The sequence below is a fragment of the Mycobacterium sp. E3247 genome, assembly GCF_001667785.1.
GTDB lineage: Bacteria > Actinomycetota > Actinomycetes > Mycobacteriales > Mycobacteriaceae > Mycobacterium.
Window position 1 is genome coordinate 39,494 of the sequence record NZ_LZJG01000518.1, and the last position, 24,291, is coordinate 63,784.

The 24,291-nt window shown below is 65.7% G+C and carries 28 protein-coding genes; 8 read left to right on the forward strand and 20 right to left on the reverse strand.

Annotated features, from left to right (window positions below; all coding sequences use genetic code 11):
• The first annotated feature begins 5 nt into the window (after positions 1–5).
• Positions 6–3,029 (forward strand): DEAD/DEAH box helicase, encoded by a 3,024-nt coding sequence (locus A9X04_RS30060; RefSeq protein WP_082975263.1) that lies wholly within the window; start codon positions 6–8, stop codon positions 3,027–3,029.
• Between the two features lie 139 nt (positions 3,030–3,168).
• Here A9X04_RS30060 and A9X04_RS26455 read toward each other — a convergent pair whose 3' ends face one another.
• The 13 genes from A9X04_RS26455 to A9X04_RS26510 form a co-directional block, all read right to left on the reverse strand.
• Positions 3,169–3,645, reverse strand: coding sequence for a hypothetical protein (locus A9X04_RS26455; RefSeq protein WP_067927255.1), 477 nt, complete (start codon positions 3,643–3,645; stop codon positions 3,169–3,171).
• Between the two features lie 939 nt (positions 3,646–4,584).
• On the reverse strand, positions 4,585–5,454 hold the full coding sequence (locus A9X04_RS26460; protein ID WP_369804426.1) for a helix-turn-helix transcriptional regulator: 870 nt from the start codon (positions 5,452–5,454) through the stop codon (positions 4,585–4,587).
• Positions 5,455–5,587: 133 nt separating this feature from the next.
• A complete protein-coding gene (locus tag A9X04_RS26465; RefSeq protein WP_067927385.1) occupies positions 5,588–6,394 on the reverse strand; it encodes an SDR family oxidoreductase in 807 nt (268 codons plus the stop codon).
• A 131-nt stretch (positions 6,395–6,525) separates the two neighbouring features.
• Positions 6,526–7,098 (reverse strand): hypothetical protein, encoded by a 573-nt coding sequence (locus A9X04_RS26470; protein WP_067927261.1) that lies wholly within the window; start codon positions 7,096–7,098, stop codon positions 6,526–6,528.
• Complete coding sequence (locus A9X04_RS26475) at positions 7,079–9,010, reverse strand: alpha/beta hydrolase (RefSeq protein ID WP_067927263.1); 1,932 nt, start codon at positions 9,008–9,010, stop codon at positions 7,079–7,081. Before A9X04_RS26475 ends, A9X04_RS26470 begins: the two co-directional genes overlap by 20 nt.
• A gap of 129 nt (positions 9,011–9,139) precedes the next feature.
• Positions 9,140–9,424: a hypothetical protein gene (locus tag A9X04_RS26480; protein WP_067927266.1), complete on the reverse strand. Its 285-nt coding sequence runs from the start codon at positions 9,422–9,424 to the stop codon at positions 9,140–9,142.
• 67 nt (positions 9,425–9,491) lie between these two features.
• Positions 9,492–9,992, reverse strand: a complete 501-nt coding sequence (locus A9X04_RS26485; protein ID WP_067927268.1) for a hypothetical protein — start codon at positions 9,990–9,992, stop codon at positions 9,492–9,494.
• Positions 9,993–10,066: 74 nt separating this feature from the next.
• On the reverse strand, positions 10,067–10,258 hold the full coding sequence (locus A9X04_RS30640) for a hypothetical protein (protein ID WP_142393448.1): 192 nt from the start codon (positions 10,256–10,258) through the stop codon (positions 10,067–10,069).
• Positions 10,259–10,336: 78 nt separating this feature from the next.
• Entirely contained in the window at positions 10,337–10,660 is a 324-nt protein-coding gene (locus tag A9X04_RS26490; protein WP_102417953.1) for a hypothetical protein, read from the reverse strand.
• 103 nt (positions 10,661–10,763) lie between these two features.
• Complete coding sequence (locus A9X04_RS26495; RefSeq protein WP_067927274.1) at positions 10,764–11,033, reverse strand: hypothetical protein; 270 nt, start codon at positions 11,031–11,033, stop codon at positions 10,764–10,766.
• 124 nt (positions 11,034–11,157) lie between these two features.
• A complete protein-coding gene (locus A9X04_RS26500) occupies positions 11,158–11,388 on the reverse strand; it encodes a hypothetical protein (RefSeq protein ID WP_067927277.1) in 231 nt (76 codons plus the stop codon).
• A gap of 33 nt (positions 11,389–11,421) precedes the next feature.
• The gene (locus A9X04_RS26505) at positions 11,422–12,165 is read right to left on the reverse strand and encodes a hypothetical protein (protein WP_142393449.1); all 744 of its coding nucleotides are present in this window, start codon (positions 12,163–12,165) and stop codon (positions 11,422–11,424) included.
• 94 nt (positions 12,166–12,259) lie between these two features.
• On the reverse strand, positions 12,260–12,607 hold the full coding sequence (locus A9X04_RS26510) for a DUF732 domain-containing protein (protein WP_067927283.1): 348 nt from the start codon (positions 12,605–12,607) through the stop codon (positions 12,260–12,262).
• A gap of 656 nt (positions 12,608–13,263) precedes the next feature.
• Here A9X04_RS26510 and A9X04_RS26515 point away from each other — a divergent pair.
• The gene (locus A9X04_RS26515) at positions 13,264–13,476 is read left to right on the forward strand and encodes a hypothetical protein (protein ID WP_067927286.1); all 213 of its coding nucleotides are present in this window, start codon (positions 13,264–13,266) and stop codon (positions 13,474–13,476) included.
• A 7-nt stretch (positions 13,477–13,483) separates the two neighbouring features.
• Here A9X04_RS26515 and A9X04_RS26520 read toward each other — a convergent pair whose 3' ends face one another.
• Entirely contained in the window at positions 13,484–13,819 is a 336-nt protein-coding gene (locus A9X04_RS26520; RefSeq protein WP_082972918.1) for a DUF732 domain-containing protein, read from the reverse strand.
• Positions 13,820–14,153: 334 nt separating this feature from the next.
• Between A9X04_RS26520 and A9X04_RS26525 the strand changes: the two genes are divergently transcribed.
• On the forward strand, positions 14,154–15,074 hold the full coding sequence (locus tag A9X04_RS26525; protein ID WP_067927289.1) for a cation diffusion facilitator family transporter: 921 nt from the start codon (positions 14,154–14,156) through the stop codon (positions 15,072–15,074).
• A 15-nt stretch (positions 15,075–15,089) separates the two neighbouring features.
• Here A9X04_RS26525 and A9X04_RS26530 read toward each other — a convergent pair whose 3' ends face one another.
• The 5 genes from A9X04_RS26530 to A9X04_RS26550 all read right to left on the reverse strand — a co-directional run bounded on the left by A9X04_RS26530 (position 15,090) and on the right by A9X04_RS26550 (position 18,849).
• Positions 15,090–16,028: a cytochrome c oxidase assembly protein gene (locus A9X04_RS26530; RefSeq protein WP_067927390.1), complete on the reverse strand. Its 939-nt coding sequence runs from the start codon at positions 16,026–16,028 to the stop codon at positions 15,090–15,092.
• 38 nt (positions 16,029–16,066) lie between these two features.
• Positions 16,067–16,411 carry a DUF732 domain-containing protein gene (locus A9X04_RS26535; protein WP_067927292.1) on the reverse strand — a complete coding sequence of 115 codons (345 nt, stop codon included), beginning with the start codon at positions 16,409–16,411 and terminating at the stop codon, positions 16,067–16,069.
• A gap of 82 nt (positions 16,412–16,493) precedes the next feature.
• Positions 16,494–18,002, reverse strand: coding sequence for a sodium:alanine symporter family protein (locus A9X04_RS26540; RefSeq protein ID WP_067927295.1), 1,509 nt, complete (start codon positions 18,000–18,002; stop codon positions 16,494–16,496).
• 137 nt (positions 18,003–18,139) lie between these two features.
• Positions 18,140–18,457, reverse strand: coding sequence for a DUF732 domain-containing protein (locus A9X04_RS26545; protein WP_067927298.1), 318 nt, complete (start codon positions 18,455–18,457; stop codon positions 18,140–18,142).
• Positions 18,458–18,516: 59 nt separating this feature from the next.
• Positions 18,517–18,849 carry a DUF732 domain-containing protein gene (locus A9X04_RS26550; protein WP_067927301.1) on the reverse strand — a complete coding sequence of 111 codons (333 nt, stop codon included), beginning with the start codon at positions 18,847–18,849 and terminating at the stop codon, positions 18,517–18,519.
• A 110-nt stretch (positions 18,850–18,959) separates the two neighbouring features.
• Here A9X04_RS26550 and A9X04_RS26555 point away from each other — a divergent pair, with 110 nt between their 5' ends.
• The 3 genes from A9X04_RS26555 to A9X04_RS26565 all read left to right on the forward strand — a co-directional run bounded on the left by A9X04_RS26555 (position 18,960) and on the right by A9X04_RS26565 (position 20,832).
• Positions 18,960–19,706: a Clp protease N-terminal domain-containing protein gene (locus tag A9X04_RS26555; RefSeq protein ID WP_067927303.1), complete on the forward strand. Its 747-nt coding sequence runs from the start codon at positions 18,960–18,962 to the stop codon at positions 19,704–19,706.
• A gap of 95 nt (positions 19,707–19,801) precedes the next feature.
• Positions 19,802–20,326 (forward strand): hypothetical protein, encoded by a 525-nt coding sequence (locus tag A9X04_RS26560; RefSeq protein ID WP_067927392.1) that lies wholly within the window; start codon positions 19,802–19,804, stop codon positions 20,324–20,326.
• Positions 20,314–20,832, forward strand: a complete 519-nt coding sequence (locus tag A9X04_RS26565) for an N-acetyltransferase (protein WP_067927306.1) — start codon at positions 20,314–20,316, stop codon at positions 20,830–20,832. The genes A9X04_RS26560 and A9X04_RS26565 overlap by 13 nt, the downstream gene beginning before the upstream one ends.
• Here the strand turns inward: A9X04_RS26565 and zapE are convergent.
• The gene (gene zapE, locus A9X04_RS26570; RefSeq protein WP_156764548.1) at positions 20,810–21,901 is read right to left on the reverse strand and encodes a cell division protein ZapE; all 1,092 of its coding nucleotides are present in this window, start codon (positions 21,899–21,901) and stop codon (positions 20,810–20,812) included. The genes A9X04_RS26565 and zapE overlap by 23 nt on opposite strands.
• On the opposite strand from zapE, the gene A9X04_RS26575 reads away from it, so the two are divergent.
• On the forward strand, positions 21,900–22,661 hold the full coding sequence (locus A9X04_RS26575) for a pyrimidine reductase family protein (protein WP_067927312.1): 762 nt from the start codon (positions 21,900–21,902) through the stop codon (positions 22,659–22,661). The two genes, zapE and A9X04_RS26575, sit on opposite strands and share 2 nt — an antisense overlap.
• 66 nt (positions 22,662–22,727) lie before the next feature.
• Positions 22,728–24,287: an alpha/beta hydrolase gene (locus tag A9X04_RS26580; protein WP_067927315.1), complete on the forward strand. Its 1,560-nt coding sequence runs from the start codon at positions 22,728–22,730 to the stop codon at positions 24,285–24,287.
• Positions 24,288–24,291 lie beyond the last annotated feature (4 nt).

Consider the following 24,291-nt stretch of genomic DNA (forward strand, 5'->3'; position numbering starts at 1 on the left):
CTACGATGACGAACCGTATGTTGCGCGGTCTCTTCGTAGGTATCGACAGATATCGGCCACCGGTCACGCGGCTTTCTTGCGCGCGTGCCGACGCCGTCGCACTAGGGAGCCTATTTGCAGATAACAGCCACAGCGCCGACATCAACTTCCTCCTTGATGACCAGGCCACAGGTGACAACATCATCGGAGCGGTTGAAACCCTTGCGAACGCAGCTGAAGACGACCTCGTGGTTATCTCGTTCTCCGGCCATGGCACGGACGATCACCGGTTAGTTCCAATTGATGTAGATGTCAACGACCTTGCTGCGACTTGCGTGGCCTTAGATCGCCTCGCGGCCCTACTTGATGCGATCCCTAGTCGACAGCTGATCGTGGTACTTGACTGCTGCTTCTCAGGTGGCTTTGGAGGCGCACGCGTTTTCGCGCCAACTGCTACCCGAGCAACAGTGGAGGATCGACGTAGTGTCGAGCGCCTGGTGCGCGGTGATGGCCGAGTGGTTCTCACAGCCTCCGGGAACGCAGAACCCGCCCTTGAATCGGCCGCGTTCGGCCACGGTCTGTTCTCGTACCATTTGATCGACGCGCTTCAAGGATTCGGCGATTATGCCGCCAAAGACGTGATCCCTCTGCTGGCACTGCTCGATTACATAACCGCGCGCGTGATTGATTCTGCCCGAGCGATCGGCAACGTTCAGACACCGACGGTATACGGCTCGATCGAGGGTGCACCTGCCCTTCCTCGGCTCATTCCAGGAGCCACGTACGCTGCGGCATTCCCGCATCGCGTACGCCTACCAGCTACTCAAGACTGGAAGTCGTTAGAGTCCTTCGGGTTCAGTCGATCGGTCATCGACCGTTGGGCATCTCTGATGCCAGGACTGAATGATCTGCAGCTAGAGGCCATAAATGATTACGGCGCCCTTGATGGCAAATCATTGATCGTCGTCGCTCCTACGTCCTCTGGTAAGACGATGGTCGGCGAGCTTGCCGCTGTGCGCGAGGCAGAGACCGGGTCACGAGCGGTGATGTTGCTTCCCATGCGCGCGCTCGTCAACGACAAGTACCAATACTTCACGGGGTTATACGGCGACCACCTGACAGTGGTGCGAGCGACGGGCGAACACGCAGATCAGGCGGGATCTATCTACACGGGCCAGTACGATCTGGCACTTCTGACCTACGAGAAATTTATGACCATGGTGACGGCGTCTCCCTGGATCATGCAAGGGGTTTCACTCGTGGTCGTCGACGAGGCGCAGATAATTTCGGATCCGTCGCGAGGGGCGAGTCTTGAATTTTTGTTGGCTTTGCTGAGATCTGGCCACGGTCGAGGTAAGGCCCCACAAATAGTCGCGCTCTCTGCCGTTATCGGCGACACCAATGGTCTTGAACGTTGGTTGGACGCTGGCCTGCTCATTTCTACGAGACGGCCAGTTCCGTTGCGAGAAAGCATCATCGACGCATCAGGGCGAGCGCGGCATCGCCATCCGGACGGAACTGATTCGGTGGAGAGATTCATTCAGCCGGCATGGGGAGTTGGTGGCCGGGGAAGCAAGGAGATCATCATCCCCCTCGTGGACCGTCTCGTTCGCGAAGGCAAGAAAGTTATCGTCTTTCGCGCCTACAAGAACGACACTGTGGGGACAGCGCTATACCTCTCGCAGCACTTAGGACTCCCAGCTGCTTCATCGGTGTTGCCAGCCCTCCCCAATGGGGACCCGTCTTCAGCATCTAGCTCATTGCGCGAGTCGTTGAACGGTGGCGTCGGCTTCCACAATTCGGACCTAGATGTGGCGGAAAGGTTCGCGCTCGAAACACGCTTCCGTGAAAAAGGCTCCGACCTACGAGTCATCGTCGCAACGACAACTCTCGCGATGGGAATCAACACTCCAGCTGAGGCGGTAGTGATTGCGGGGCTGACGCACCCCGGACCAATGCCGTACTCGGTCTCTGAGTACAAGAATATGGTTGGTCGTGCAGGAAGGATCGGCTACGCCGACTGTGGCGAGTCCTATGTCGTGGCGACTGGCGATCCAGCTCCTTCGCAGGCTTGGCAACATTATGTTCTTGGCCATCCAGAGCCAGTCGTCTCACATCTCTTAAGTGCAAGCACCGATCCGCAGACCCTCATACTTAGAAGCCTGGTAGCTCTTGGCGGCACTGCTCCACTTGAGGAACTCCTTGCGCTGCTCGAAAACAGTTTCGCCATTTGGCAACGAGTCGACCGTGGCGGTCAGGGATGGAATCGGCAAGGACTTGAGCGGGACGTTGCATCCCTTACCCGCGCTGGGCTTGTGGACATCGAACCAGATGGCCGAGCCACTGTCACTGAGCTTGGCCGCTACGCGGGCGAATCCGGCATCGAGGTGCGCTCCGTGACCCAGGTGTCCTCTTTACTGAGATATCTGCCTGCGAACGCCACCCTTACAGAGCCTGACCTTGTCGCGCTGGCGCAAGTGACCGTCGAGCTTGATTTCTACTTTCCCGTGGCGCGTAAGTCGCGGCAAGAGCAGTTCCGCTGGCCTCAGACCGCGATGGGGATGGGCGTAAGCGCCTCATTGCCGCAGGGGTTTCACGTCGGGGGTGGCGACCCTTTGAGTCGCTCGAAAAAGGCCGTTGCGGCATTGATGTTCGCAAGCGATTTACCAATGGCGAACATAGAGTCAATCCTGATGCAGCACATGCCGAATCGAGCCGCGGCGGGTCCAGTTCGCGCTGTAGCGGCACGGACTCGCGATGTGATCGATGCGGTGGCAACGATTTGTCGTGTGCGGGGTTACCAAGTACCCGACGAGCGAGCCCTTTCGCATCTGGGCGTGCGATTGGAGATCGGCCTACCGCCGCAAATCGGAAACCTTGCACTGCAAATCGGCACGCGACTCGCGCGAGTTCACTATCTGGCCCTTGTCAGCAAGGGCCTCACTTCCTACGAGAAAATCCAAGACGCGGGCGAAACCTTAAAGGAGTTGGTCGGTGACGACTTAGCTCAAGAGATTCATCTGCTCCTGCAATCTGCCAGTAATACTTGACTCGGGCGCGGTAGGCGTTGGCGGAGTCTCTGCCAGGCCATGACCTGACACCTTCGGTTGACTGGCATATTCAACCCTTGGCCGCCTGAGGTTAGCGCAAACGGTTGATCAGGCCGCCCCCGAGATTGGGGCGCCTGACTCACAGGACCGTGTACAGCTCAACGCCTACCGATACTGATAGCAGACCGATCGCTGCCACCTCAAACCACAGACTCGCACTTACCAGCGTCGCCATCGTGTTGTTGCCCCTACGCAAGCTGCAGAGCATTTGCACCTTCTGGGCAACGTCAGCACGTACCGCGAAATCGGCAGACTGGCCCCAAAACGAATTCTCGGAAGTAATCTGCAGCAGCGACTTTTCCTTGACCGTCAGGAAGTCGAAACCACGGGCCTGGACGAAGATGGCGACAACGGCGGCGATGACAAACGCAACGAGGGCGGCGCACAGGAAACCAAGGGCCCAGTCGTTCTTGAACACCGGGTCCTTGCCGGTGATGAAGACGCTTAGCCCGAAAATTAGCGTCAGCAGTGTCGCGCTTGCGGTCAATAGGGCAGCACCCCGAGCCTCGAACGCCTTCCGGCGGTCGAACTCGACTTGCAGAAGGTCGGCGACCATGCTCCGCCAGACCCCTCCAGCCGGCGACACGCTATCCGCCGGACTCACGCCTATTCGCCTCGGTGCTCAATTTCGAATGTCTGGCGATCTTGACCCCTGCTCCCACGAACGCTGTCGTACTCGAAGGGGTCGATGAACTTCACTGGCGGCGGAGGAGGCGGAGGTGGGGGCTGATCCTGAGCCGGCTGGTCGTTGTCATTCTGATTTTGCGTCATAACGGCCTCCGATGAGCTATTTCTGAGTCCCATGCACCAGACCCAAGCCTGACACAGCTGACCGAGATTTACGGTCAATTCCTTGGCACCCCGGCCAAGCGGTCGGAGCCGCCCAGGAGCTCGGTACCGGACTAGCCCTTCCAGCGCTGCTCCGCCGCAGCCACATTGAGCCGGCCGTAACGCGCATTCCGCTTCGGCGACGGCTCTCCGCCAAACTCCCGCAGTGTGCCGATCCACGGGACACCCTTGCCGCGACCACGGTAACCGTGTCCTTGAACTCTGCCGGCATTGAGATCGTGCTATGAGCAGCGGCTAGCGAAAGGAGCGCGACGATGATATCCGCATTTATTGCTGCGGCGTTGGTCTTGGCGCCGTTATCGCCCGCGCCGGGGGATCAGTGTCCGTTGGGGGCACCTCCTACGACGGACGGGCAGGGCAAGACGATGGTGTGTGTACATCACCATGAGTTGAACCATACGAACATTTGGGAATACCCCGCTGAGTAATTGTTCAGGCGCACCGCCCGCGCGGCGAGCAGCCCTGTAACTGAGTCACGAAATACCGCTTGGATCTGCTTCTGTGGCTCTACACATCCGCTCGAAGTGCTCAGGACGTGCGGACTCGAAGAACTCCATGCACCGCCGGACCTGCATGTGAAATCACTCGAACATCCAGCACGTCAACGCTTTCGCTGCCTCGCCGTGGGAGTAGCGATTGCGGGTGCTTAGAGTTCGGTCGCCAGCGTCTGTTGGCTGGCCGCCCACGACGCCAGGAGCGCTAAATTGTCAGCGGTCGGCGTGCCCGCGGGTGCGGTGTAGACGGTGAGATGCAGCCCGGGCTCGGCGGTCAGCTCCATCGACTCGACGTCCAAGTCGAGTTGGCCCACGACTGGATGGTGCAGACGCTTGCGACCGGACCGGTGCAGCCGCACGTCCTGAGATGCCCACCGTTGCCGGAATAGCTCACTGCGCGTTGATAGTTCGCCGACGAGGGCGATCAGCTCCTCGTCGTGCGGATTGCGGCCGGCTTCCATGCGCAGCTTCGCGGCCGCGTCCCTGACGATTTGGTCGTAGTCGACAAAAAATTCTCGGGCCGCCTCGGGGTGCAGATAGACGAACCGCGCTGTGTTCGCGGGTCGTCGCGGGTCGGCCAGCACCGGTGAATACAGCGCGCGGGCCAGTTGATTCATGGCGAGCACGTCATAACGGCCGTTATGGATACAGGCCGGCGCATCGGAGATGGCGTCGAGCACCTGCTGCAGTGTCGAGCGCACCGCCACGGCCGGCTTGTGCCGACGTGGGCGGCTGGGCGCACCGGATTGGCGTGCGAGGTGGAACAGGTGGTCCCGCTCGGCCTCGTCGAGTTGTAGGGCAGAGGCCAACGCGTCGAGCACGCCGTCGGAGGCGCCACCGAGGCTGCCGCGCTCCATGCGCACGTAGTAGTCGACCGATACCCCCGCCAGAAGCGCTACCTCTTCGCGACGCAGACCCTTGACCCGACGATTGCCGCCGTAGGCGGGCAAGCCCGCCTGCTCGGGTGCGATGCGGGCGCGACGCGAGCTGAGAAACTCCCGGATCTCGGTGCGTGGATCCATGGTGGGCATCCCTTCACCGTAGGCGCGCTGCGCAGGCAAAGGGAGGTACTGCTGGTACCCCGGCGACTGCATTGCCCATCCTCGCGGTGTCCCGGAGGGAGCGTTGGCCGCCGCTGAAGCCTCCCACCGACGCCTAGGGCGTACCCGACGCGGTCGTGGCGATGCCGCCGTCCACCGGGATGATGGCGCCCGTGAGGTAGGACCCGGCCCGGCTGGCGAGAAACACGGCGGTCCCCGCCATGTCGTCGTCGCGGCCGAGCCGGCGCAGAGGGGCCGCCGCCGTGATCGTGTCGCCGATGGCATCGAGCGTGGCCGCCATCATCTGCGACGGGAACACTCCCGGTGCTATCGCGTTGACCGTGACGCGCTGTGGACCCAGCTCTCTGGCGAGCACTCTGGTGAGTTGATGGAGTGCCGCTTTGCTGCTGGCGTACGAGTAGTTGGGCGACTGGGCGACGTGGATGGCGGCGATGCTGCCGATGTTGATGATCCGCGCGGGATCATCGGCGGTGCCCGCTCTGCGAAGTGCGGGCAGCAGCGCTTGCACCAGCCAGAACGGCGACTTGAGGTTGAGGTCGATCAAGGTGTCCCAGGCTTCCTCCGGGAACGTCGCCAGCGGTTCGCGCCACATCGCTCCTGCGTTGTTGACCAGAATGTTCAGGCGTTCCGAGTTCAACGTCACGAGGTTGGCGAGGCGCTGACACTCCTCGTGGCTGGACAGATCGGCCGGGATCGCCTGCACGTCACCGAATTTCGACAGCTGCCGCTGCGCCTCCGCGCACGCGTCTGCACTGCGTGAGCTGATGACGACGCGGGCCCCTGCCTGCAGAAGGCCGCGCGCTATCATCAGCCCGATGCCCCTGGTGCCACCAGTGACCAGTGCGTACTTTCCACTGAGATCGAAAAGTCCTGTGTGCGAGGTGAATTGGTTGTCTGCCATCTTCACCAGCTTGACAGGCGCGCGGAGCCCCCGGGAGACCCTGGCGATACAGGTACTCAGAGAGCCACCCTTGAATCCCTACGGGGCGGTGCTGGCGGCAGCGACATCCGCCAACCCGTCCCAGCCGAGGCTTATCGCGCAGCCAACTGATCGTTGATGTTGGTCCACTGACCTTCGCCCTTGTGGTTGCCCATGTTTCGGCATTGGCCATCGAGGATGATCTGCCCGTAACTGTGGTCGGACGGCATGAAGCTGATGCTGGCGGCCACGCCGTCCTTGTTCAGCGTCGCCCCGTGGTAATGCTGGCCGGGTGGCGCACCGTCGCTCCACCCGTGGGCGATCATCGCCGTTCGGACCTGCTGGAAATAGGCGTCCGGGTCGCCGTGGATGAGGAAGCTGAGCGTGACGGTGCCCTGAAACGGCGGGTCGCCTTGGTCGTTGCAGGAGGCGAAGGAGAACGCCCCGCTGACCCCGTCCAGGTTGGCGGCGGCGACGATTTGTCTGGCCGGCTCGATCACCTGTGCCCTGGTCTGGTCGTCGCTCATGGGGTGGGCGGTGTCTTCATACGGATTGGTAGGTCCGCTTGCTGGTGGTTTCTGTTGCACTGGCGCGCATCCTCCTAACAACACGGCGACGACCAATACGGAAGTGAGCAGGGCTTGGCGCCACGACACGCGTTGTTCCTTAATGGTGGTGTTGAGCATCGAACACATGGTTGTCGGTGATAGATCCTGGCGACCGCTCCCATTCCGGGTCAATGACGGCCGGCGTGTGCGGACCGATGGTGACCGGGGGCAGGCCCGGGATTCGGACTTGGACGCCCCCGAACGAATGGCGGTGTTCGGCTGTCATGCCGTCGGCTTGGAGTTGGTCGCCGTGGCCGGAGACGATGTCGGCCATGCCATAGAGGGCTTCGCTGCCGCGATGGTAGTAGTACGAGTGGTCGTGGGGGTTGATGCCGTCGGAGCCGGGAACCTCGGCGCGGAAGCGCACCGACCCGAACCCGTCGACGGCGGGATCGGTCCCCAGGCTGGGGTTGGTGCCGAAGAAGTTCTCGCCGAACAACTTCTTGCTCGCCCCGTCGAGATGGCCGAGCATGCCGACGGGATCGGTGGATGCGTCTCCCACGAAGACGTGTCCACCGTCGAGATGGAACTGCGCAGCGGATTGTGCCGCGTCGGTGCCCGGGCAACCCAGTAGCACAGCGTCATTGGCGTGCATGCCGTGTAAAGCGAAGGCGTCGGCGACGGTGGTCGAGCCGTAGGAGTGCCCCAGCACCGTGACATGCTGGCCGGCGCCGAGGTGTGTCGCCCACAGACCGTTGACGTCCTGCGCCAGCGCCGCACTGCCCGTGCGGGCCAGTGCGGGTGTCGAGATGCGCTGAACGTCGTCGAAGCCGTTCGGGGCGTCGTAACCCATCCACGCGATGACCGCCGTCGGGTTGTTCGGGTCGGCGGCATTGGACTGTTCAAATAGATTAATCGCGTCGTTGTGGCCGTCGTGCAGCCAGCCGCCCTTGACGCTGCTGCTGGTGCCGGGCACGATCACCGCGGTGTTCTTCGCGGTGTCGGGGTTGCCGATCGCGATCGCCGCCCTGCCCTTGCCGCCGAACGCCGTTGGGTCATAAGCGAACAGGTAGACCGGGTTCGGGTGAAGCGGGTCTCCCGCGTCGTGGTCGAGGCCCTGCTTGGTCTCGTTGGCGTTCTGGTACCGGGTGACGTCGGTGGCCGACAGCCCGAATTTCGCGGGGTCGCGCAGCACGTCATCGACCGAGACGCCGTTGCGGCCGGCGATGCCGCGCACCCGGTCGAGGTCTTGGTGCATCACCGCGAGGTTGGCCTGATTGCGCGCCAGGATGGGGACGCCATTGAGGTTGCCGATCTGGTCGGGGTGCTCGGCGATGAATCGTTGGCGCTGCTGCGCGGTCAGCGAGGTCCACCAGCGGTTCACGTCTTCGGGTTTGGTGCTCGGCGGTGGGATCTGGTTGTCGGCATCGACCGGCTGGAGGATGTTGGGGTCGTAGCCGTCGGTGCGCAGATTGCCCAGGCAGTTCTGCAGCGTGGCCGAGTAGCCATCCCGGATCGACCCCATGTCGTGCAGAGCATCCCGGACATCGTCGGCGGCGTCGGCTTTCGCGTCCTCGATCAGCTTCTCCAGGAAGGCCTGGGACTTCGCGTCGAGGTTGCCGTGCTGCAGATCGTGTTCCGCCGCGTCGATGAGATTGTCGAGCCCCTGCAGCTCGTGTTCCAGCGTGGCGATTCGCTGCGCGCCGGCCTTCTGCGCCTCGGCCAGCGCGGCGGCGATGTTCTCCAGGTCGGCGCCGATCTTGGGCAGCTGCTCCGACTGTGCGCCAAGGGATTTGACCACCCGCTGCACTTCTTGGGAGTCGTTGATGGGGTGGTCGCCGTTCTGGTGGTTCCACGCGGCGTCGAAGCGCTTCCGGGCTTGTTCGAACGCGTGGTCGGCCTCGGCGGTACACCGGCCCGCGCCATGGAAGGCCTCGGCCAGGCTCGAGATCTGAGACGGGCTACCGGCCTGCAAGCTCTGGTTGATCGCCCACGGATCGCCGCCGGCTTTCGCGATCAGGTCGGCGACGCTGAGCCATTTCAGCTGCATTACACCGCCCCCAAAAGCCTCAGTCCTTCAACCGGCTAAAGGTTACCTCCGCAGCACCCGCGGCGACGTCGGTGTTTGTCGTGGCCGTGGACAGATCGGCCGGCTGACGGGAGCCGCCCGCTCAGGGCTTTACGGCCGCTCCTGGATCACGCACTCCACGATCCGATTGGCCAAACGCGGGTCGAATCCCATCCGCGACACCTTCCGGGCTTCAGCGGCGGGCGAGACACCGGAATTGAGGTCCTGCTCGATGACCCCGATGAGCTGCTGATTCTGGGTGTCGTGCTCCCACAGCGGGACCTCCGTAATGCTTCCTACGCAATTTCCGTAGCCGCTCAAGTCGGCCCGCGCCGGTGGGGCCATCAGCATGGCGATAGCGATGCCGACCGCGGCAGCAACGGAGAAGAACCGCACGATCTCAGGTGTACCCAGCTGGAAGACCGAGTAATCAGCAAACGGTTTGGTGTCGTCCGGGGCGAATTCAGACGCGCTCGGCCTTCATGTCCATGTCGATCGTGCCCTGGCACGCGCCGCTCAAGATGTCGGTGTGCATCAGGCCGTCGAGGGACCCGTCGGGTTGAGGCGTGTAGCGCACGGTCGCTCGGGCCGGATTCCACTGGATCGAGGTGTCGGGCATCATGCAGTCCCACTGGAAGTCGTTGGTTTGCGACCAGGATTTTCCATCCCACGTGAACTGGATCGGCTGCGGAACCGTCGGGTTGGTCGGCGGCGGGCCGCTGACGATGGTGGCGACGCACTTGCCATTCGTGCAGCTCGAGCGGAAACCGTAGACCTCGGTGTGCTGGCCCTCGGGGTTGCCGACCGCCATGCTGGTGCCGGCCTTTGGACCCACCATGAACGTGATCGCGTACTGGCCGTTCCACGAAGGACTGTCGGCGACAGCGGTCGGGGGAATCAACATGGCGATCGGCAGCGACGCAGCGCACAATCCGACGAAGCTTTTCACGGGGTCCGACGTCATCGCTTCTCCTCGAGGCCGTACCCCTTCCATAGTCATCTGCCGGTCCGTCACGAGCAAGAGTCTGGCCGGTTGCCTCACCAACCCCACTCGTCGTCGGCGAGGACATCGACGGTGAGAGCGTTGTCGGCCGCGTGTTTGGTCCCGTAGTAAAAGGTCAGCAGGGTGCGGTCGCCCTCGAGGGGTTCAGTCGCGACGACGGTGGCGTGCCCGATCTTCATCCGGATCTTGTCGCCGGGCTTCAACTCGTCAACACGTTTAAGGGGCACGCTCCACCCGTCAGCTGCACTGAAGTGCCAATGCTACCGACGCTCTGGTCATCCATCGGCGTCCCGTCGACCAGCGAACTACTTCGAGGCTTCCTCGTAGCGGGCTGAGGCCACCAAGGCCGCGCCGAGCAGGACCAGCAACGGTACGAACACCAGTGGGTAAGTGGCGACCGCGGCGATCGCGATGATGACGCTCGGCACCATCAACGCCAGCGCGGCCGTCGGATGCCGTTCGCCCAGGGCGACGATCCGGGCCGGCGCCGCGAACGCCGCTTCGGCCTGCGGCTGCCAATCCGGCCGATCACCATACGAGCGGTGGGTTTTCAGGCCGCACCCCACGCAGGTACGCCCATAGGAGTAGCGGGTTTTCAGCCCGCAACCCAGGCAGGTGTGGGTGGTCATCCGATCATGATCTCATCGCGGCGAGCGGCCCTCGCGGCCGACGCGTTCGACGTTCCTCAGGCTGTCAACTTCCGAATCGGGCGCCCCGCTGACGCCCGCCCACCTAGTCTTTGTCTTTGTCGTCTTTGTCTTTGTCGTCTTTGTCTTTGTCTTTGTCGTCGTCCTCGTCGTCGTCCTCGTCGTCCGGATCCTTGGACTTCTCGGAGCGATCGAGCTTGTCCGCGAATTTCGTCAGCAGCTCAGCCAGGTCGCGCGCCTCGTCAGACGCCAACGACTCGTCGAACAACCGCTCGTCGTCCTGCGATACGCGCTCGAGATAAACCGCGTTCTCCTTGATGCTGACGTCCCACCGGCCGCCCTCCTCACGAACCATCCGATGCCGCCTTCCGAGTAGTGACCTGATCGCTGGAATCGGCGCGTCCCGGCGCGCTACCGGCTTGGTTACCCACTTGCGCCGCTCGCACCTCAGCGAGGTCCGCGCCGCCGCTGCGGCCGGGTCACGGCGCGATCGGCCGCTTGAAGAAGCATGCGACGGAAAAGGCGCCCCGGTGGTCGGCGTCGAGCCCGACCATCTCCCATCCCTGGCGGCCCAGTTCGTCGGCCTTCAGTTTCATCTCGTCCATGGCGGTGTCGCCCTCGCAGAAATCCCACGTGTACTCCCATTGCTGCGGGTACCACTTGCCGTCGGACGCCAGCCACCATCCCGGGCCCGGTGAAGGATTGTTCATGGGGTCGTGAGTACCACAGGGCGCGAGGCCAACCTATGGCGCGTAGGCCCACCCGAGAAAGATGTTCTGCGAATCGGAGGGACTCGGTCGTATTTCCCGGATGTGCGGTGGGGTGAAGTAGTTGGCGGTGAGGTATTGGCCGTTGCCCTCGCTGAGCATCACGTGCCCGGTGCCGTGATCGAATCCCGGATTGCTCGTAAAGACGAGCGCCCCCTCCGGAATGTTGTCGGCGTTGGTGTGAATCAACCCTTTGCGGTTGAAATCGTTGAACGCGTCCATCGCCGACGGGTATCTGAACGCGTGGCTGTACGCCTGCTCGACGAACGTCTCGCATTGCACCGTGTTGTCCGGATCCGCGGCCATCTGGCCACGTGCCCACGCCATCGCGCGAGCCGCCTTGTCTTCGCCGGTCGCCGCCGCCGGGGCCGATCCCCCACCGCCGCAGTCGGGGCCGAGGGCGTCGAGGGTGCGCGTGTCGATGTCCACGTCGGCGACGTAGTGACCGTCAGATGTCTTGTACCACAGGCTGTCCCAACCGCCGTCGCTGATCTGGTAGCTGAAGAAGCCCTTGACCGGCTCGCCCGCGGCGTGGCACACCAGGGTCAGGACCTGCCCGGCGTTGTACACGCCGTCCTGGCCCGACTTCAGGTTGGCGGCGTTCATGCGCGGGGTGGTCGGCGCTTTGACGGTGCCGGTGGTCTCGGCACGGGCCGGCGCGGCACTCGGCAGACCCAACGCAAAAACAGCTGCCGTCACCGCCGCCATTGCTGCTTTCATTGCCCGGTCTTTCCGCCACGCCCCTATGAAATTGATCGGGACGCTACACCGGAAACAATGGCCGTGTCTTAGAAATGGCCCTAAGAATTCAGCGTCAGCAGTGGTCGGTCCAGCACCGCTGCAGCGGGCAATAGGTCGAATGCGCCAGCGTCACCATGGAATGGACGTCCCCGAACGTGACGTTTCTCGGGTCCAGGTTGGCGTGGATGTTTTGGGCGATTTGGTCGTACGTCCAGCCCCACCCGAGATCGTCGCAGATGAGGCGCCCCATGCCGATGAGGGCGGCGTCGTGGTCCGGCGGCCAATTGAAGCCCTGAGCGCGCAGTTGAGCCAGGTAGGCGTCGTCGGTGGCATCGGCGGTCGCGACGGCCGTGCTGGCGATGAGGGCGGCACCGGCCATGACGGGGACGGCCAGTCGTGCCAGCCAGCGAGATGAGGGCATTTGATCCGCTCCTTTCTTTCGTGCCGTTGACGACGCGCGCAGGATGCGGCTCCAATGCGGCAGGATTCGAAGAGTAGGAAAACTAGGGAAAATGCAGCTTATGGAAAGTTGAATAATCCGCTTCGCGGCCGACGAATGTTCAATCCGATCGCGGGGACGGTCACGGCCCGGGTGGAGGCGGAGGTGGCGGCGGAGTCCAGCGCTTGCCATCGGTGGTCCATCCGCACGGCAGCCAATTCAACTGTGGGCCATCGAAGGTCAGGCATTTGGGTGTACCGGGTGGGGGCGTCGGCCCCGGCGACGGCGAGTCAGCGTGAGCGACAGCCCCGCTGAGCATTACGGCCCCAACGGCCACGAATATCGCTGCGGGCTTTCTCATCGCTGGCGGACCCACCGACGCGATCGCCGCTAGCCTTCGGCCTGCGCGTTCACCCTGTGAATTCTAGTCGTCCGGCCCTGTTCAAGACCTGGAGAATTCCTGCGAATCGGCGGTGACGCCGGGGCACCTCCGACGACGGGATCGCGCCGGCGGCAGTCGGTTTGCTGCGGGTCAGCGCGGGCTCAGCGTTCGCCCCAGGCAATGACCAAGTAGACCCGCAGTTCTGCAAATTTTTCTGCCCCGCAATGACTTTCGCCGCCGGGGTAGAGTCGCGGGCATGAATTTCATCGAGTGGCTGAGAACCCCGCACTACCTGCGGACCCGTTTGATGATGGAACGGCAGCCGATCAGGAACATCGAGATCGAGACGGTGTTCCTCGAAATCTCCCACCGCGACGCGCTGCTGCGGTTCCCGGTGATGCTCATGTTCCTCCCGAGGCGCGCCCGCCCGTCGCGCGACCGCACCCCGCGCCCCGCTCAGGACAAGTGACCGCGCGTCAGCTTTGCGTGGCTTTGCTGACGTATTGCGGGCAGTAAGACTGCGTCGCCGCACCGATGAAGTAACCCGAATTGTGGTCGCTCAACCCGAGCGCGCCTTGTACGTCGGACAACGTCTGCGCCAGAGTCGCACCGTTGGCCCAGTCCTGGCAAACTCCATGTCCGGCGTTGACGACGGTCTGGTCCGACAGGTTGGTAAAGGTGATTCCCTGCTTCGTGAGCGCCTGCAGGAAAACGTCGTCCGTCGAGTCGGCGTTCGCGATCGGGGTGGCGACGACGGTCATACTTGCCACAACGGCAGCGAGCGGGCCGGTCAGACGTGCCGGGTTCTTCATGATGACTCCTCGGTGGGCCTACATTTGCACTGGACCGAAATACGCACATCGGTCGACGCGCTGACGAGTTGACGCTTCGGTCCGTCGATACTGTTACACACGTGACGCATTGGCGCTTGGCAAACTCGAAAACAATCGCTTAGGTACCGCTGAACCGTCTATTAATTGACGGGAACGCCATTTATACGGGAATGGTTGTACGCGCTCCACGGCGAGCGCATTGAACGACGCAACTGCGGATTGCGCGACGTCGAGCCCGGTAGCCCGCCTGTGCCCGCCCCGCCGGGCCCTTAACCGGGTTGGGCGCCGGCGACCGATGGGGCATGCTTGCCCTATGCACATCGTGAACGGCGTCCGTGACCCGGCGGCAAGCTTTCCCCTCGACACCGTCACCGACGATGCGGCCGAACGTCGACAGGCCAACCGGGCCGTCGCCCTCAGCGCCATCGGACTGGCACTGACCGGGTTCATCGAGTTGGCCATCGCGCTGCTGTCCGGCTCGGTGGCCCTGCTCGGCGACGCATTGCACAATCTGTCGGACGTCTCCACCAGCGCCCTGGTGTTCGTCGGGTTTCGCGCTTCGCGCAAGGTGCCCACCGAGCGCTATCCCTACGGTTACGAACGCGCCGAGGACCTGGCCGGAATCGGTGTGGCCCTGGTGATTTGGGGCAGCGCCGCCGTCGCCGCGTACGAAAGCATCAACAAGCTGCTCCGGCACGGCGGCACCGGATACCTGGGCTGGGGCATCGCCGCGGCGATCGTGGGCATCGCCGGCAACCAATTGGTGGCCCGCTACAAGTTGGTGGTGGGCAGGCGAATTCGCTCGGCGACCATGGTGGCCGACGCGAAGCACTCGTGGCTGGACGCGTTGTCGTCGGCGGGGGCGATGCTCGGGTTGATCGGCGTGGCACTCGGCTGGGGCTGGGCCGACGCCGTCGCCGGGATCGTCGTCACCGGATTCATCTGCCACGTCGGTTGGGAGGTGACCGCCGACATCGCCCACCGACTGCTCGACGGCGTCGACCCCGAGATCGTCACGACCGCCGAGGCCATCGCCGCCTCCGTCCCGGGCGTCACCCACGCGCACGCCCGGGCCCGGTGGACCGGACGGACCCTACGCGTCGAGGTCGAAGGCTTCCTCGAGCCCGACACTCCCCTGGCCGCGGCCGACCAGATCGGTCGCCAGGTCGCCGCCGCGCTGGCACCGCAGATCCCCGACATGCACAACTTCACCTGGACGGCGCGGGCCGCCTGAGTCACGGCCCGGACGTCAGCCCCGGCGGAACCGCTCGCGCAGTTGCGGGTCGTTCTCCCACCACAGTCCCGACGGCGTGACGTTCCCGTCCTCGGCGCCCTCGGCCGTGTCCAGTTCGGCGTCGACCCGCACCGCGTGCGCCTTCTCGTCGCGGGACAGGGCGCGCATCAACAGCAGCACGAACGGCCACCCGACCAGGTCCCCGAGAATCCACAAGACGCCGGCGCCGATGGTTTGATCGAGCCGCTGATCGGGGCCCCAGGTCCGGTGCAGGTCCGCGTAATACGCCGAGCCGATCAATGCGCCCTGCCAGATGACCAGCCCCAGGACGCCGTCGCCGAGAGCCTCGCCGACGGTGATCAGCAGCGAGATCGACTGCGGGTACCTGCGGGGCACCGGGTCTTCCTGCAGCCGGGCGTAGAAATACCCAAAGCCGATGGCCACCAACGCAATTCGAGTCGGCGCGCCAACCCATTCGTTTTCCAGGGCCGCGGTGTACCAGGACGTGAGGTAGAGCAGCCACGGCGTGGCCAGCATCGCCACCGACGTGGTTGCGGGGTGCGCGGCCACCCGGGCCAGGCGCGTCGCCAGCAGCCGATCGACCAGGTCGCGGCCACCCGGCCTCAGCGCGGTCCGCAAGACCGTGACCGGCTTGCCCTGGGCGATCAACAGCGGCACGACGTAGAGCAGCAGCACCACCTGCAGCGCGCGCACCCAGAACAGCACGTACGCGTAGGCGCCGATCGCGCTCGTCGTCGCCAGCAACCACACGACCGCACCGGCCGCGAAACACCCGGCTCGAGCGCGGCCGACCGGCGGCTCGGTGTCCCGGGCCCGTCGGTAGCACCAGGTGTATCCGGCGGCGAGCAGGGCGGCCACCGCGACGCAGACCAGGTCCGGTCGCCACGTCTGCACCGCGGCACCCCACGTCAACGGCCCGAGATCGGCACGCACAGTGACCAGCGTATTGCCGGGCACAACCCCCGCAGCGCTCAGTTGCCCGCCGCACCGTCGGGCTTGGGCCCGCGGTCGTCGCCGGTGATGTACTTCGGGCAGTAGTGCGCCGCGGAGAGGTAGGTGAACTTGGCGGCGCTGGCCCCCTGGAAGCCCGGATTCTGGTTGCGCAGGTCGGTCACGATCTTCGCGTCCGACTGCCCGTCGTCAAGCAGGTCGCACACCGACTTGCCGATCGTGATCGCGTTGCCGCCGTCCTGGTAGGTGATGCCGGCGTCGCGCAGGTCCTTGAGGAAGTCCTGGTCGTTGTCGACGTCGGCGTGCGCGGGCGCGGCCAGGCCAATCACGGCCGCGGCGCCCGCCAGAACCAGTAGGAATCGCATAACGCAGCGATTCTCGCAGACCCGCCGGCGAATGGCATCTCGTCGGGCAAACGGCGGGTGAACTCTGACCGGCCGGCGCCGGCTATGCCGCCGGAGCCCGGGAGAATCGCAGCGGCGGGCGGCGCAGCGTCAACGACTCGGGCAGCGCTCCGACCTGCCGGCGCTCCGCCGGTTCCCAGATGTCACCGTCCAGCACACCGGGCAGGCCCGCCTCGCTGGCGACGAAAACCGGTCCCCGGCCCTGCGCGAACTGCCGGTGATAGTCCTTGAGCGCCGCGAACGCCCACTTGCCCAGCAGGCAGATGGTAAGCAGGTTCGCGATGGCCATCACCGCCATCGTCAGGTCGGCGAGCGCCCACACCAGCGTCAGCTTGGCCAATGCGCCGAAGACGATGGACAGCAGCGTGACCACCTTCAGCACGTTGGCCGCCAGGCGCCGGCCGCCCAGGTAGAACAGATTGGCCTCCGCGACCACGTAGTTGCTCAGCACCGACGCGAACGCAAAGACGAACACGACGGCGGTCATCAGCACCGTGGTCCACGACCCGAGATCGGCGGCGATCGCGGACTCCGTCAAGCTGGCTCCGGCGACCGCCCCCAAACGGGCCGGGTTGTAGGTGTCCGGGCCCGACAGCAGCACGATGAACGCCGTCGCCGTGCAGATCACCATGGTGTCGACGAACACGGCGAGCGACTGAATCAGGCCCTGCTCCACCGGATGTCTGACGGTCGCGGCCCCGGCGATGTTGGGCGAGCTGCCCATCCCGGCCTCGCAGGCGAACAGGCCCCGTTTGACGCCGGTGAACATCGCGGCGAGCACACCACCGGCGAAACCGCCCGCCAGTTGGCGGATCCCGAAGGCCCCGCCGATGATCTCCCTGATCACCGTCGGCAGCTCGGTGATGTTGACGGCGACGATTCCCAGCGCGAGCAGCGTGTAGGCCAGCGCCACCACCGGAAGCACCGAGCCGGCGAATTGGGCGACCCGGCGCACGCCGCCGAAGAGCACAGGCGCCGCCAGGACCGCCAAAACGACTGTGGTCCAACCGACTCCGATGCCGTGCGACGACTGCAACACCCCGCTGATCGCGTTGGTCTCCACCATGTTGAACGCGGTGGAGAACGTGACAACCAGCAGCATGGCGAAGGCGATGCCGCCCGCCCGTGACCGCAGCCCGCGTTCGATGTAGAACGCGGGACCGCCGCGGAAGGCGCCGTCGTCCGAGCGGACCTTGAAGATCTGCGCCAGGGTGGCCTCGATCACCGCGGTGGCCATGCCGACCGCCGCCACGACCCACATCCAGAAGACGGCACCGGGCCCGCCGACCGTCAGCGCGATCGCGACGCCCGCGATGTTCCCCGTGCCCACGCGCGACGCCAGACCCACGCAGAACGCCTGGAACGACGAGATCCCACCGTCGTAGTGGTGCGCCCGGCGGAGCTGACGGACCATGCGCCCGAAGTAACGAATCTGTATGAAACGGGTGCGCACCGTGAAATAGACACCGCCACCGATCAGCAAATAGATCAGGACGTGCGTATTGAGGAGGTTGCTCAGGGGTTCGACTAACTGCTGCTGAAGGAAGTCCAAACCCTGCTTCCTTTCGACTACGGGCGCTGTCCGTAGCCGAAATGGTATGGAGAAATTGTTGATTACACGTTTCGTTCACCCGCCGTTAGGGGGCGGGTATGTAAAAAGCGGATCACATTGTCAGCGCGACGCCGCCGCTAAGAGGCGGCCTGGGGTCCCGAAAGCGCCTGGGGGCAATACGAATTGGCCGCGATTGCCGCAAACCGGGTGGCGTCGTCCCCCTGCAGCCCACGATTGAGCATCTGGATCATCCGGACGACATCCCCCAACTGCGCGCCCTCGCTCACCAACTTGCACACCGACCTGCCGGACGTGATCGCCTGATCCGGATCCGAATAGGCCAGGCCGGCCGCGTGGACCGTGGCGAGGAAGGCGTCGTCGCTGCCGTCGGCGCGGGCCGGACCGGCCAGGCCGATCGCGGCGCCGAGGGCGAGCAGGATCAGAAATAGCCTCACGGCTCACCGATCGTTCCAGAGCTGCCGCCGGCCCGCATCTCGTGGAGCGAATCGTCCGATCAGGAGCTGGCGGTGGTGGTCGCCGGGGTGGACGACGAGATCGCGTCCGGGCAGTAGGCACTGGCCGCGATCGCGGTGAACTTCTCCGCCTTCTCCTCGGTCAGCGCGGCGGCCTTCCCCGTCATCGCCTTGGCGATGTCCGCCATCGCGGTGCCGCTGCTGGCCGCCGAGCACACGTAGTGGGCGGCCTGGATGACTTGGCCCGGATCGTTATAGGTGAAGCCGGCCGAATTCAGCGACGCGAGGAATGCGTCGTCGGTGTCGTCGGCGTGCGCGGGCACGGCCAAGCCGATAGCGGCGGCAACGCTGGCAATTGTCAGAACAAGCTTCATAAATTCGAAATATTCCAGACCCGGGGGCCCAAGCGCAGCCGGCGAAACAATTCTTAACGATCGTCAACCCGTGGTTGACATCTACATGGCGTCAACCTATCGTTGACGCCATGGCCGACCCGACGCGCATCGCCTATCCCGTCCGCCTCGACGAGCTGATCAACGCCATCAAATCGGTGCATACCGACGCGCTGGATCAACTGGCCGACGCCGTGCTCGCCGCCGAGCACTTGGGCGAGGTCGCCGACCATCTGATCGGACACTTCGTGGATCAGGCCCGTCGCTCCGGGGCGTCGTGGACCGACATCGGCAGGAGCATGGGCGTCACCAAACAGGCGGCCCAGAAGCGGTTCGTCCCGCGCGCCGAGGCCGCCACGCTGGACCCCGAGCAGGGCTTCAGCCGCTTCACCCCGCGGGCGCGGGGCGCGGTGGTGGCCGCCCAGAACGCCGCGCACGAAGCGGGCAACGACGAGATCACTCCCGACCACCTGCTGCTCGGCGTGCTCAGTGATCCGGCCGCCCTGGCCACGGTGCTGCTGCACCTGCAGAAGGTCGACACCGAGGCGCTGCGCGCCGCCGTGCAGCTGCCCCCGGCGGGCCCCACGACCCCCGACCTCATCCCCTTCACCGGACCGGCGCGCAAGGCCCTCGAGCTGACCTTCCGGGAAGCACTTCGCTTGGGCCACAACTACATTGGGACCGAGCATCTGCTGCTGGCGCTGCTCGAGCTGGAGGACGCCTCGCCCGACGAAGGCCCGCTGCGCCGCTGCGGCGTGGACAAGGGCCGCGTGGAGGCCGATCTGATCAAGGCGCTGGAATCGCTGGCGGCAGGCGCAAGCGTCCGCGCGCAGGGCTGACCGGGTCCGGTCAACCCCTCCCGGCCGCCTGACCGGGTGTGCAATCATTCGAAGGTCCCCTTCCCAGGGTGCCTAGGAGGCAAGACATGGCGAAGATGCACCGGTGGTCGATCGTCGTGTCCGCGTTCCTCGTCGCCGCGGCGAGCGTCACCGCCGTCGCCGTTCTTCCCGCTCCCCGCGCCTGGGCCGGTGACGCCCCGATTGGCCACATCGGTGACACGCTGCGGGTGGACACCGGCACCTACGTCGCGGACGTCACGGTCGCCGGGGTGTCACCGTGCGATCCGCCGCCCGGCTTCGGGTACACCCGCGAAGGCACCTACAAGGGCTTCCCGGGCAGCACCGTTGAACGCGCCGACGTGGTCGTCCATGCCGTCCGGGTCCCCAATCCGTTCATCATGGCGACGAACTTCAGCTTCGACGGGGTGACACCGTTCGCCGACGCCTACAAGCCGCGGGCCACCGATGCGCCCGACGCGCTGGACAACGTGCTGACCAACGCGCCCAACGGTGCGGTCGTGCGCGGCGAAGTGTATTGGGACGCCTACCGCGATCCCGTCTCCACCGTGGTGCTGCTGGACAAGAAGACGGGCTACCACCTCGCGCAGTGGAACCTCTGACAAGCACCGTACGCGTCGTCACGACGGACTCCGTCGACGTTCGACGGCTTGCCGATATCGCCGCGCGCACCTTTGCGTTGGCCTGCCCCGACTCGATGGCACCCGAGAACATCGCGGCCTTCGTCGACGCCAACCTCTCGGCCGCGCGCTTCGCCGAGTACCTGGCCGACCCGCGTCGGGCGATCCTGACGGCGGGCTACGACGATCGAATCACCGGTTACGCCATGCTGGTTCGCGACGCCGACGACGATGTCGCAGCCGAGCTGTCCAAAATCTACGTCGCGGCCGAGCACCACGGCACCGGGGTCGCGGCCGCGCTGATGGACCTCGCGCTGACGACGGCCGCGGAATGGGGGGCGCGCCGGGTGTGGCTGGGCGTCAACCAGGCCAACCAACGCGCGCAACGCTTCTACGCCAAGAGCGGCTTCGCGGTCAGCGGCACCCGGACCTTCCGGGTGGGCGCCAGCCTCGAGAACGACTTCATCATGACCCGCGCGGTTCGTTGACCGTCAGCGCCAGCAGCCGAGACATGGCCCGCAGGTACTTCTTTCGGTAGCCCCCGGCGAGCATCTCCTCGCTGAAGATGGAATCCAACCTGTCGCCCGAGGCGGCCACCGGGATGCCGGCGTCATACAGCCGGTCGGTCAGCGCCACCAGCCGCAGCGCCACGTTCTGGTCGTCGATACCGTGCACTCCGGTCAGGAACACGGCGGTCACCCCCTCGATGAGGGTCAGGTACCGCGACGGGTGCATGGTGGCCAGGTGCGCGCACAACGCGTCGAAATCGTCGAGCGTCGCCCCGTCGACCCGCGTGGCGCGCGCGGCGACCTCGTCGTCCGACAGCGGCTGCGGCGCAGGCGGCAGCCCCCGGTGCCGGTAATCGGGCCCGTCGATCCGTACCGTCGTGAAAATGCTTGCCAGCGTGTTGATCTCACGCAGAAAGTCCTGGGCGGCGAACCGGCCCTCGCCGAGCTGCTCGGGCAGCGTGTTGGAGGTCGCGGCCACCGACACCCCCCGCTCGACCAGCGACGAGAGCAGCCGCGAGATCAGGGTGGTGTTGCCGGGGTCGTCCAGCTCGAACTCGTCGATGCACACCGCCGTGTAGCCGGCCAGCAGGTCCACGCATTCGGCGAAACCGAACACGCCGGCCAGCTGCGTCAGCTCCCCAAATGTCGCGAACGCCTTGGGAGTTGACGACTCCGGTCCGTCGCCGGGCAACTCGTAGTAGGCCGACGCCAGGAGATGGGTCTTGCCCACGCCGAACCCGCCGTCCAGATACAACCCGACACCGGGCAGCACCGCCTGTCGGCCCAACAATTTTCGCCGGCCCGCGCGGCGTTGCACCGCCTCACGGCAGAAGTCTCGGCACGCCGCCACGGCGGCCGCTTGCGTCGGCTCCGCCGGATCGGGCTCGTAGGTCGCGAAGCTCACGTCGGCGAACGTTGGGGGCGGCGTCAATTGGGCGATCAATCGCTCGGGCGACACGGTCGGATGCCGGTCCACCAGGCGCGCCACCGACCGCGAGGGGGACCCGTGCATGCCAGAACTGTAGCGGCGTGCTGCAATCAACCTCATGGGCCTTCCCGAGACGCCGCTGTCGCTGCTCGGATCGGTACGCGAACTCACCGACGGTGAAATCCCCCGGTTTTACGACTATCCCGAAGGCGACGGGACGTGGGTGCGGGCCAATTTCATCGCCAGCGTGGACGGCGGCGCCACCTCCGGCGGCAGCAGCGGAACGATGGGAGGCCCCGGCGACCGGTTCGTGTTCAACCTGCTGCGCGAGCTCGCCGACGTCATCGTCGTCGGCGCGGGCACCGTGCGGGTCGAGGGCTACTCCGGCGCGCAGCTCAGCGCCGCTCAACGGCAGCGGCGGCAGGCCCGCGGGCAAAGCGAGGTCCCGCAGCTGGCGATCGTCACCAAATCGGGTCGCCTGGACCGCGACATGGCGGTGTTCACCCGGACCGAGGTGCCGCCGCTGGTGCTCACCTGCGCGGCGGCCGCGACCCCGGCGCGCCAGATGCTCACCGACCTGTGCGAGGTGATCGACTGCTCCGGCGACGACCCCGCCGAGGTCGACGAGGCCGCCATGCTGGCGATCCTCGGCGATCGCGGACTGCGCCGCATCCTGACCGAGGGCGGGCCGATGCTGCTCGATTCGCTGATCCAGCGCGACCTGCTCGACGAGCTGTGTCTGACCATCGCGCCCTACCTGGTCGGCGGCCTGGCCCGGCGCATCGCGACGGGCCCCAGCCAGCTGCTGACCCGGATGCGCTGTGCCTACGTTCTGACCGACGACGCCGGTTACCTGTACACCCGCTACGTCAAGGCCTAGCTTTGCGGCGACCCCCTGCGCCCGGCTTCGCCGCGCTCGCGATCGCCGCTAGCTACTGTGGTCGGCATGAGTCGGCAGATCACGCTCGCCACGGTGTTGGTTGCGGTGACCACCGTGGTCGCCGGCTGCGTCCCCGGCCTGGCCGCCGACCCGCGCTTCGCCACCAATTCCGGTGCCCGGCCGCAGGGGGCGACCACCGCCAAGCCGCCCCCCAGCGGTCCGCCGCCGATCGCCGCGCCCAAGAACGACCTGCCGTGGCACGACTGCACGGCGAAGGTGTTCGGCGACGCCGCGGTCCCGCCCGCCGCCGGTGTCCAGCTGGACTGCGCGAACTACGACGCCGACCTGGACCCGAACGGCGGCGGCACCGGCAACGTCAGCGTGGGCGTGGTCCGGGCCCGTTCGAACCAGACGCCGCGCGACGCGGGCCCGCTGGTGTTCACCACCGGCTCGGACCTGCCGTCCTCGGCGCAGCTTCCGGTCTGGCTGTCGCGGGGCGGCGCCGACGTGCTGCAGGCGCATCCGATCATCGCCGTCGACCGTCGCGGCATGGGCATGTCGAACCCGATCGACTGCCGCGACCCCTCCGACCGCCAGATCATGCGCGACCAGGCGCAGTTCCAGACCGGCGACGACCCCGTCGCCAACCTGTCCGACGTCGCGAACACCGCGACCACCAACTGCACCGACGCCATCGCGCCCGGCGCGTCCGCCTACGACAACGCCCACGCCGCCTCGGACATCGAGCGACTGCGGACGCTGTGGGACGTGCCGGCGGTCGCGCTGGTCGGGGTCGGTAACGGCGCCCAGGTGGCGCTGGCCTACGCCGCGGCACGCCCCGACAAGGTCGCCCGGCTGATCCTCGACTCGCCGGTCGCGTTGGGGGTCAGCGCCGAAGCCGGCGCCGAACAACAGGTCAAGGGCCAGCAGGCCGCGCTCGACGCGTTCGCCGCCCAATGCCTGGCGGTGAATTGCGCGCTGGGCCCCGACCCCAAGGGCGCCGTCAGCGGGTTGCTGGCCGACGCCCGCGCCGGCAAGGGACCCGGCGGCGTGTCGGTGGCGCAGCTGGCCGACGCCATCACCGTCGCGCTGGGCTTCCCGTCCGGCGGGCGAATCAACGCCACCACCACCCTGGCCAATGCGCTGGCGGCCGCGCGCTCGGGGGACACCAACCAGCTGACCAACCTCATCAACCACGCCGATGCCACCCAGGACACCGACGGCCAGTTCGTCAACACCTGCAGCGACGCCGTCAACCGCCCCACCCCGGACCGGGTGCGCGAACTGGTGGTGGCGTGGGGCAAGCTGTACCCCCAGTTCGGCACCGTCGCGGCGCTCAACCTGGTCAAGTGCGTGCACTGGCCTACCGTCTCGCCGCCGGCGCCGCCGAAATCGCTGAAGGTCGACGTCCTGTTGTTGGGCGTGCAGAACGACCCGATCGTCGGCACCGAAGGGGTCGCCGCGACCGCTGCCACCGTCATCAACGCCAACGCGGCCAGCAAGCGGGTGATGTGGCAGGGCATCGGCCACGGCGCCAGCATCTACTCGAATTGCGCGGTCGCCCCGCTCGTCGGCTACGTCAACAGCGGCAAACTGCCCGGCACCGACACCTACTGTCCCGCCTGACTTT

Coding starts and splice junctions, on each gene's coding strand:
- A9X04_RS26500 (WP_067927277.1), bottom strand. CDS start 11,388: ATGAACAATCCTTCACCGGGCCCGGGATGGTGGCTGGCGTCCGACGGC.
- A9X04_RS26535 (WP_067927292.1), bottom strand. CDS start 16,411: ATGCGATTCCTACTGGTTCTGGCGGGCGCCGCGGCCGTGATTGGCCTG.
- A9X04_RS26575 (WP_067927312.1), top strand. CDS start 21,900: ATGGGCCTTCCCGAGACGCCGCTGTCGCTGCTCGGATCGGTACGCGAA.
- A9X04_RS26460 (WP_369804426.1), bottom strand. CDS start 5,454: ATGGATCCACGCACCGAGATCCGGGAGTTTCTCAGCTCGCGTCGCGCC.
- A9X04_RS26505 (WP_142393449.1), bottom strand. CDS start 12,165: ATGAAAGCAGCAATGGCGGCGGTGACGGCAGCTGTTTTTGCGTTGGGT.
- A9X04_RS26485 (WP_067927268.1), bottom strand. CDS start 9,992: ATGACGTCGGACCCCGTGAAAAGCTTCGTCGGATTGTGCGCTGCGTCG.
- A9X04_RS26550 (WP_067927301.1), bottom strand. CDS start 18,849: ATGAAGCTTGTTCTGACAATTGCCAGCGTTGCCGCCGCTATCGGCTTG.
- A9X04_RS26510 (WP_067927283.1), bottom strand. CDS start 12,607: ATGCCCTCATCTCGCTGGCTGGCACGACTGGCCGTCCCCGTCATGGCC.
- A9X04_RS26455 (WP_067927255.1), bottom strand. CDS start 3,645: ATGGTCGCCGACCTTCTGCAAGTCGAGTTCGACCGCCGGAAGGCGTTC.
- A9X04_RS26520 (WP_082972918.1), bottom strand. CDS start 13,819: ATGAAGAACCCGGCACGTCTGACCGGCCCGCTCGCTGCCGTTGTGGCA.
- A9X04_RS26465 (WP_067927385.1), bottom strand. CDS start 6,394: ATGGCAGACAACCAATTCACCTCGCACACAGGACTTTTCGATCTCAGT.
- A9X04_RS26555 (WP_067927303.1), top strand. CDS start 18,960: ATGGCCGACCCGACGCGCATCGCCTATCCCGTCCGCCTCGACGAGCTG.
- A9X04_RS30060 (WP_082975263.1), top strand. CDS start 6: ATGACGAACCGTATGTTGCGCGGTCTCTTCGTAGGTATCGACAGATAT.
- A9X04_RS26495 (WP_067927274.1), bottom strand. CDS start 11,033: ATGGTTCGTGAGGAGGGCGGCCGGTGGGACGTCAGCATCAAGGAGAAC.
- A9X04_RS26470 (WP_067927261.1), bottom strand. CDS start 7,098: ATGCTCAACACCACCATTAAGGAACAACGCGTGTCGTGGCGCCAAGCC.
- A9X04_RS26525 (WP_067927289.1), top strand. CDS start 14,154: ATGCACATCGTGAACGGCGTCCGTGACCCGGCGGCAAGCTTTCCCCTC.
- zapE (WP_156764548.1), bottom strand. CDS start 21,901: ATGAGGTTGATTGCAGCACGCCGCTACAGTTCTGGCATGCACGGGTCC.
- A9X04_RS26475 (WP_067927263.1), bottom strand. CDS start 9,010: ATGCAGCTGAAATGGCTCAGCGTCGCCGACCTGATCGCGAAAGCCGGC.
- A9X04_RS26560 (WP_067927392.1), top strand. CDS start 19,802: ATGCACCGGTGGTCGATCGTCGTGTCCGCGTTCCTCGTCGCCGCGGCG.
- A9X04_RS26515 (WP_067927286.1), top strand. CDS start 13,264: ATGAATTTCATCGAGTGGCTGAGAACCCCGCACTACCTGCGGACCCGT.
- A9X04_RS26580 (WP_067927315.1), top strand. CDS start 22,728: ATGAGTCGGCAGATCACGCTCGCCACGGTGTTGGTTGCGGTGACCACC.
- A9X04_RS26490 (WP_102417953.1), bottom strand. CDS start 10,660: ATGACCACCCACACCTGCCTGGGTTGCGGGCTGAAAACCCGCTACTCC.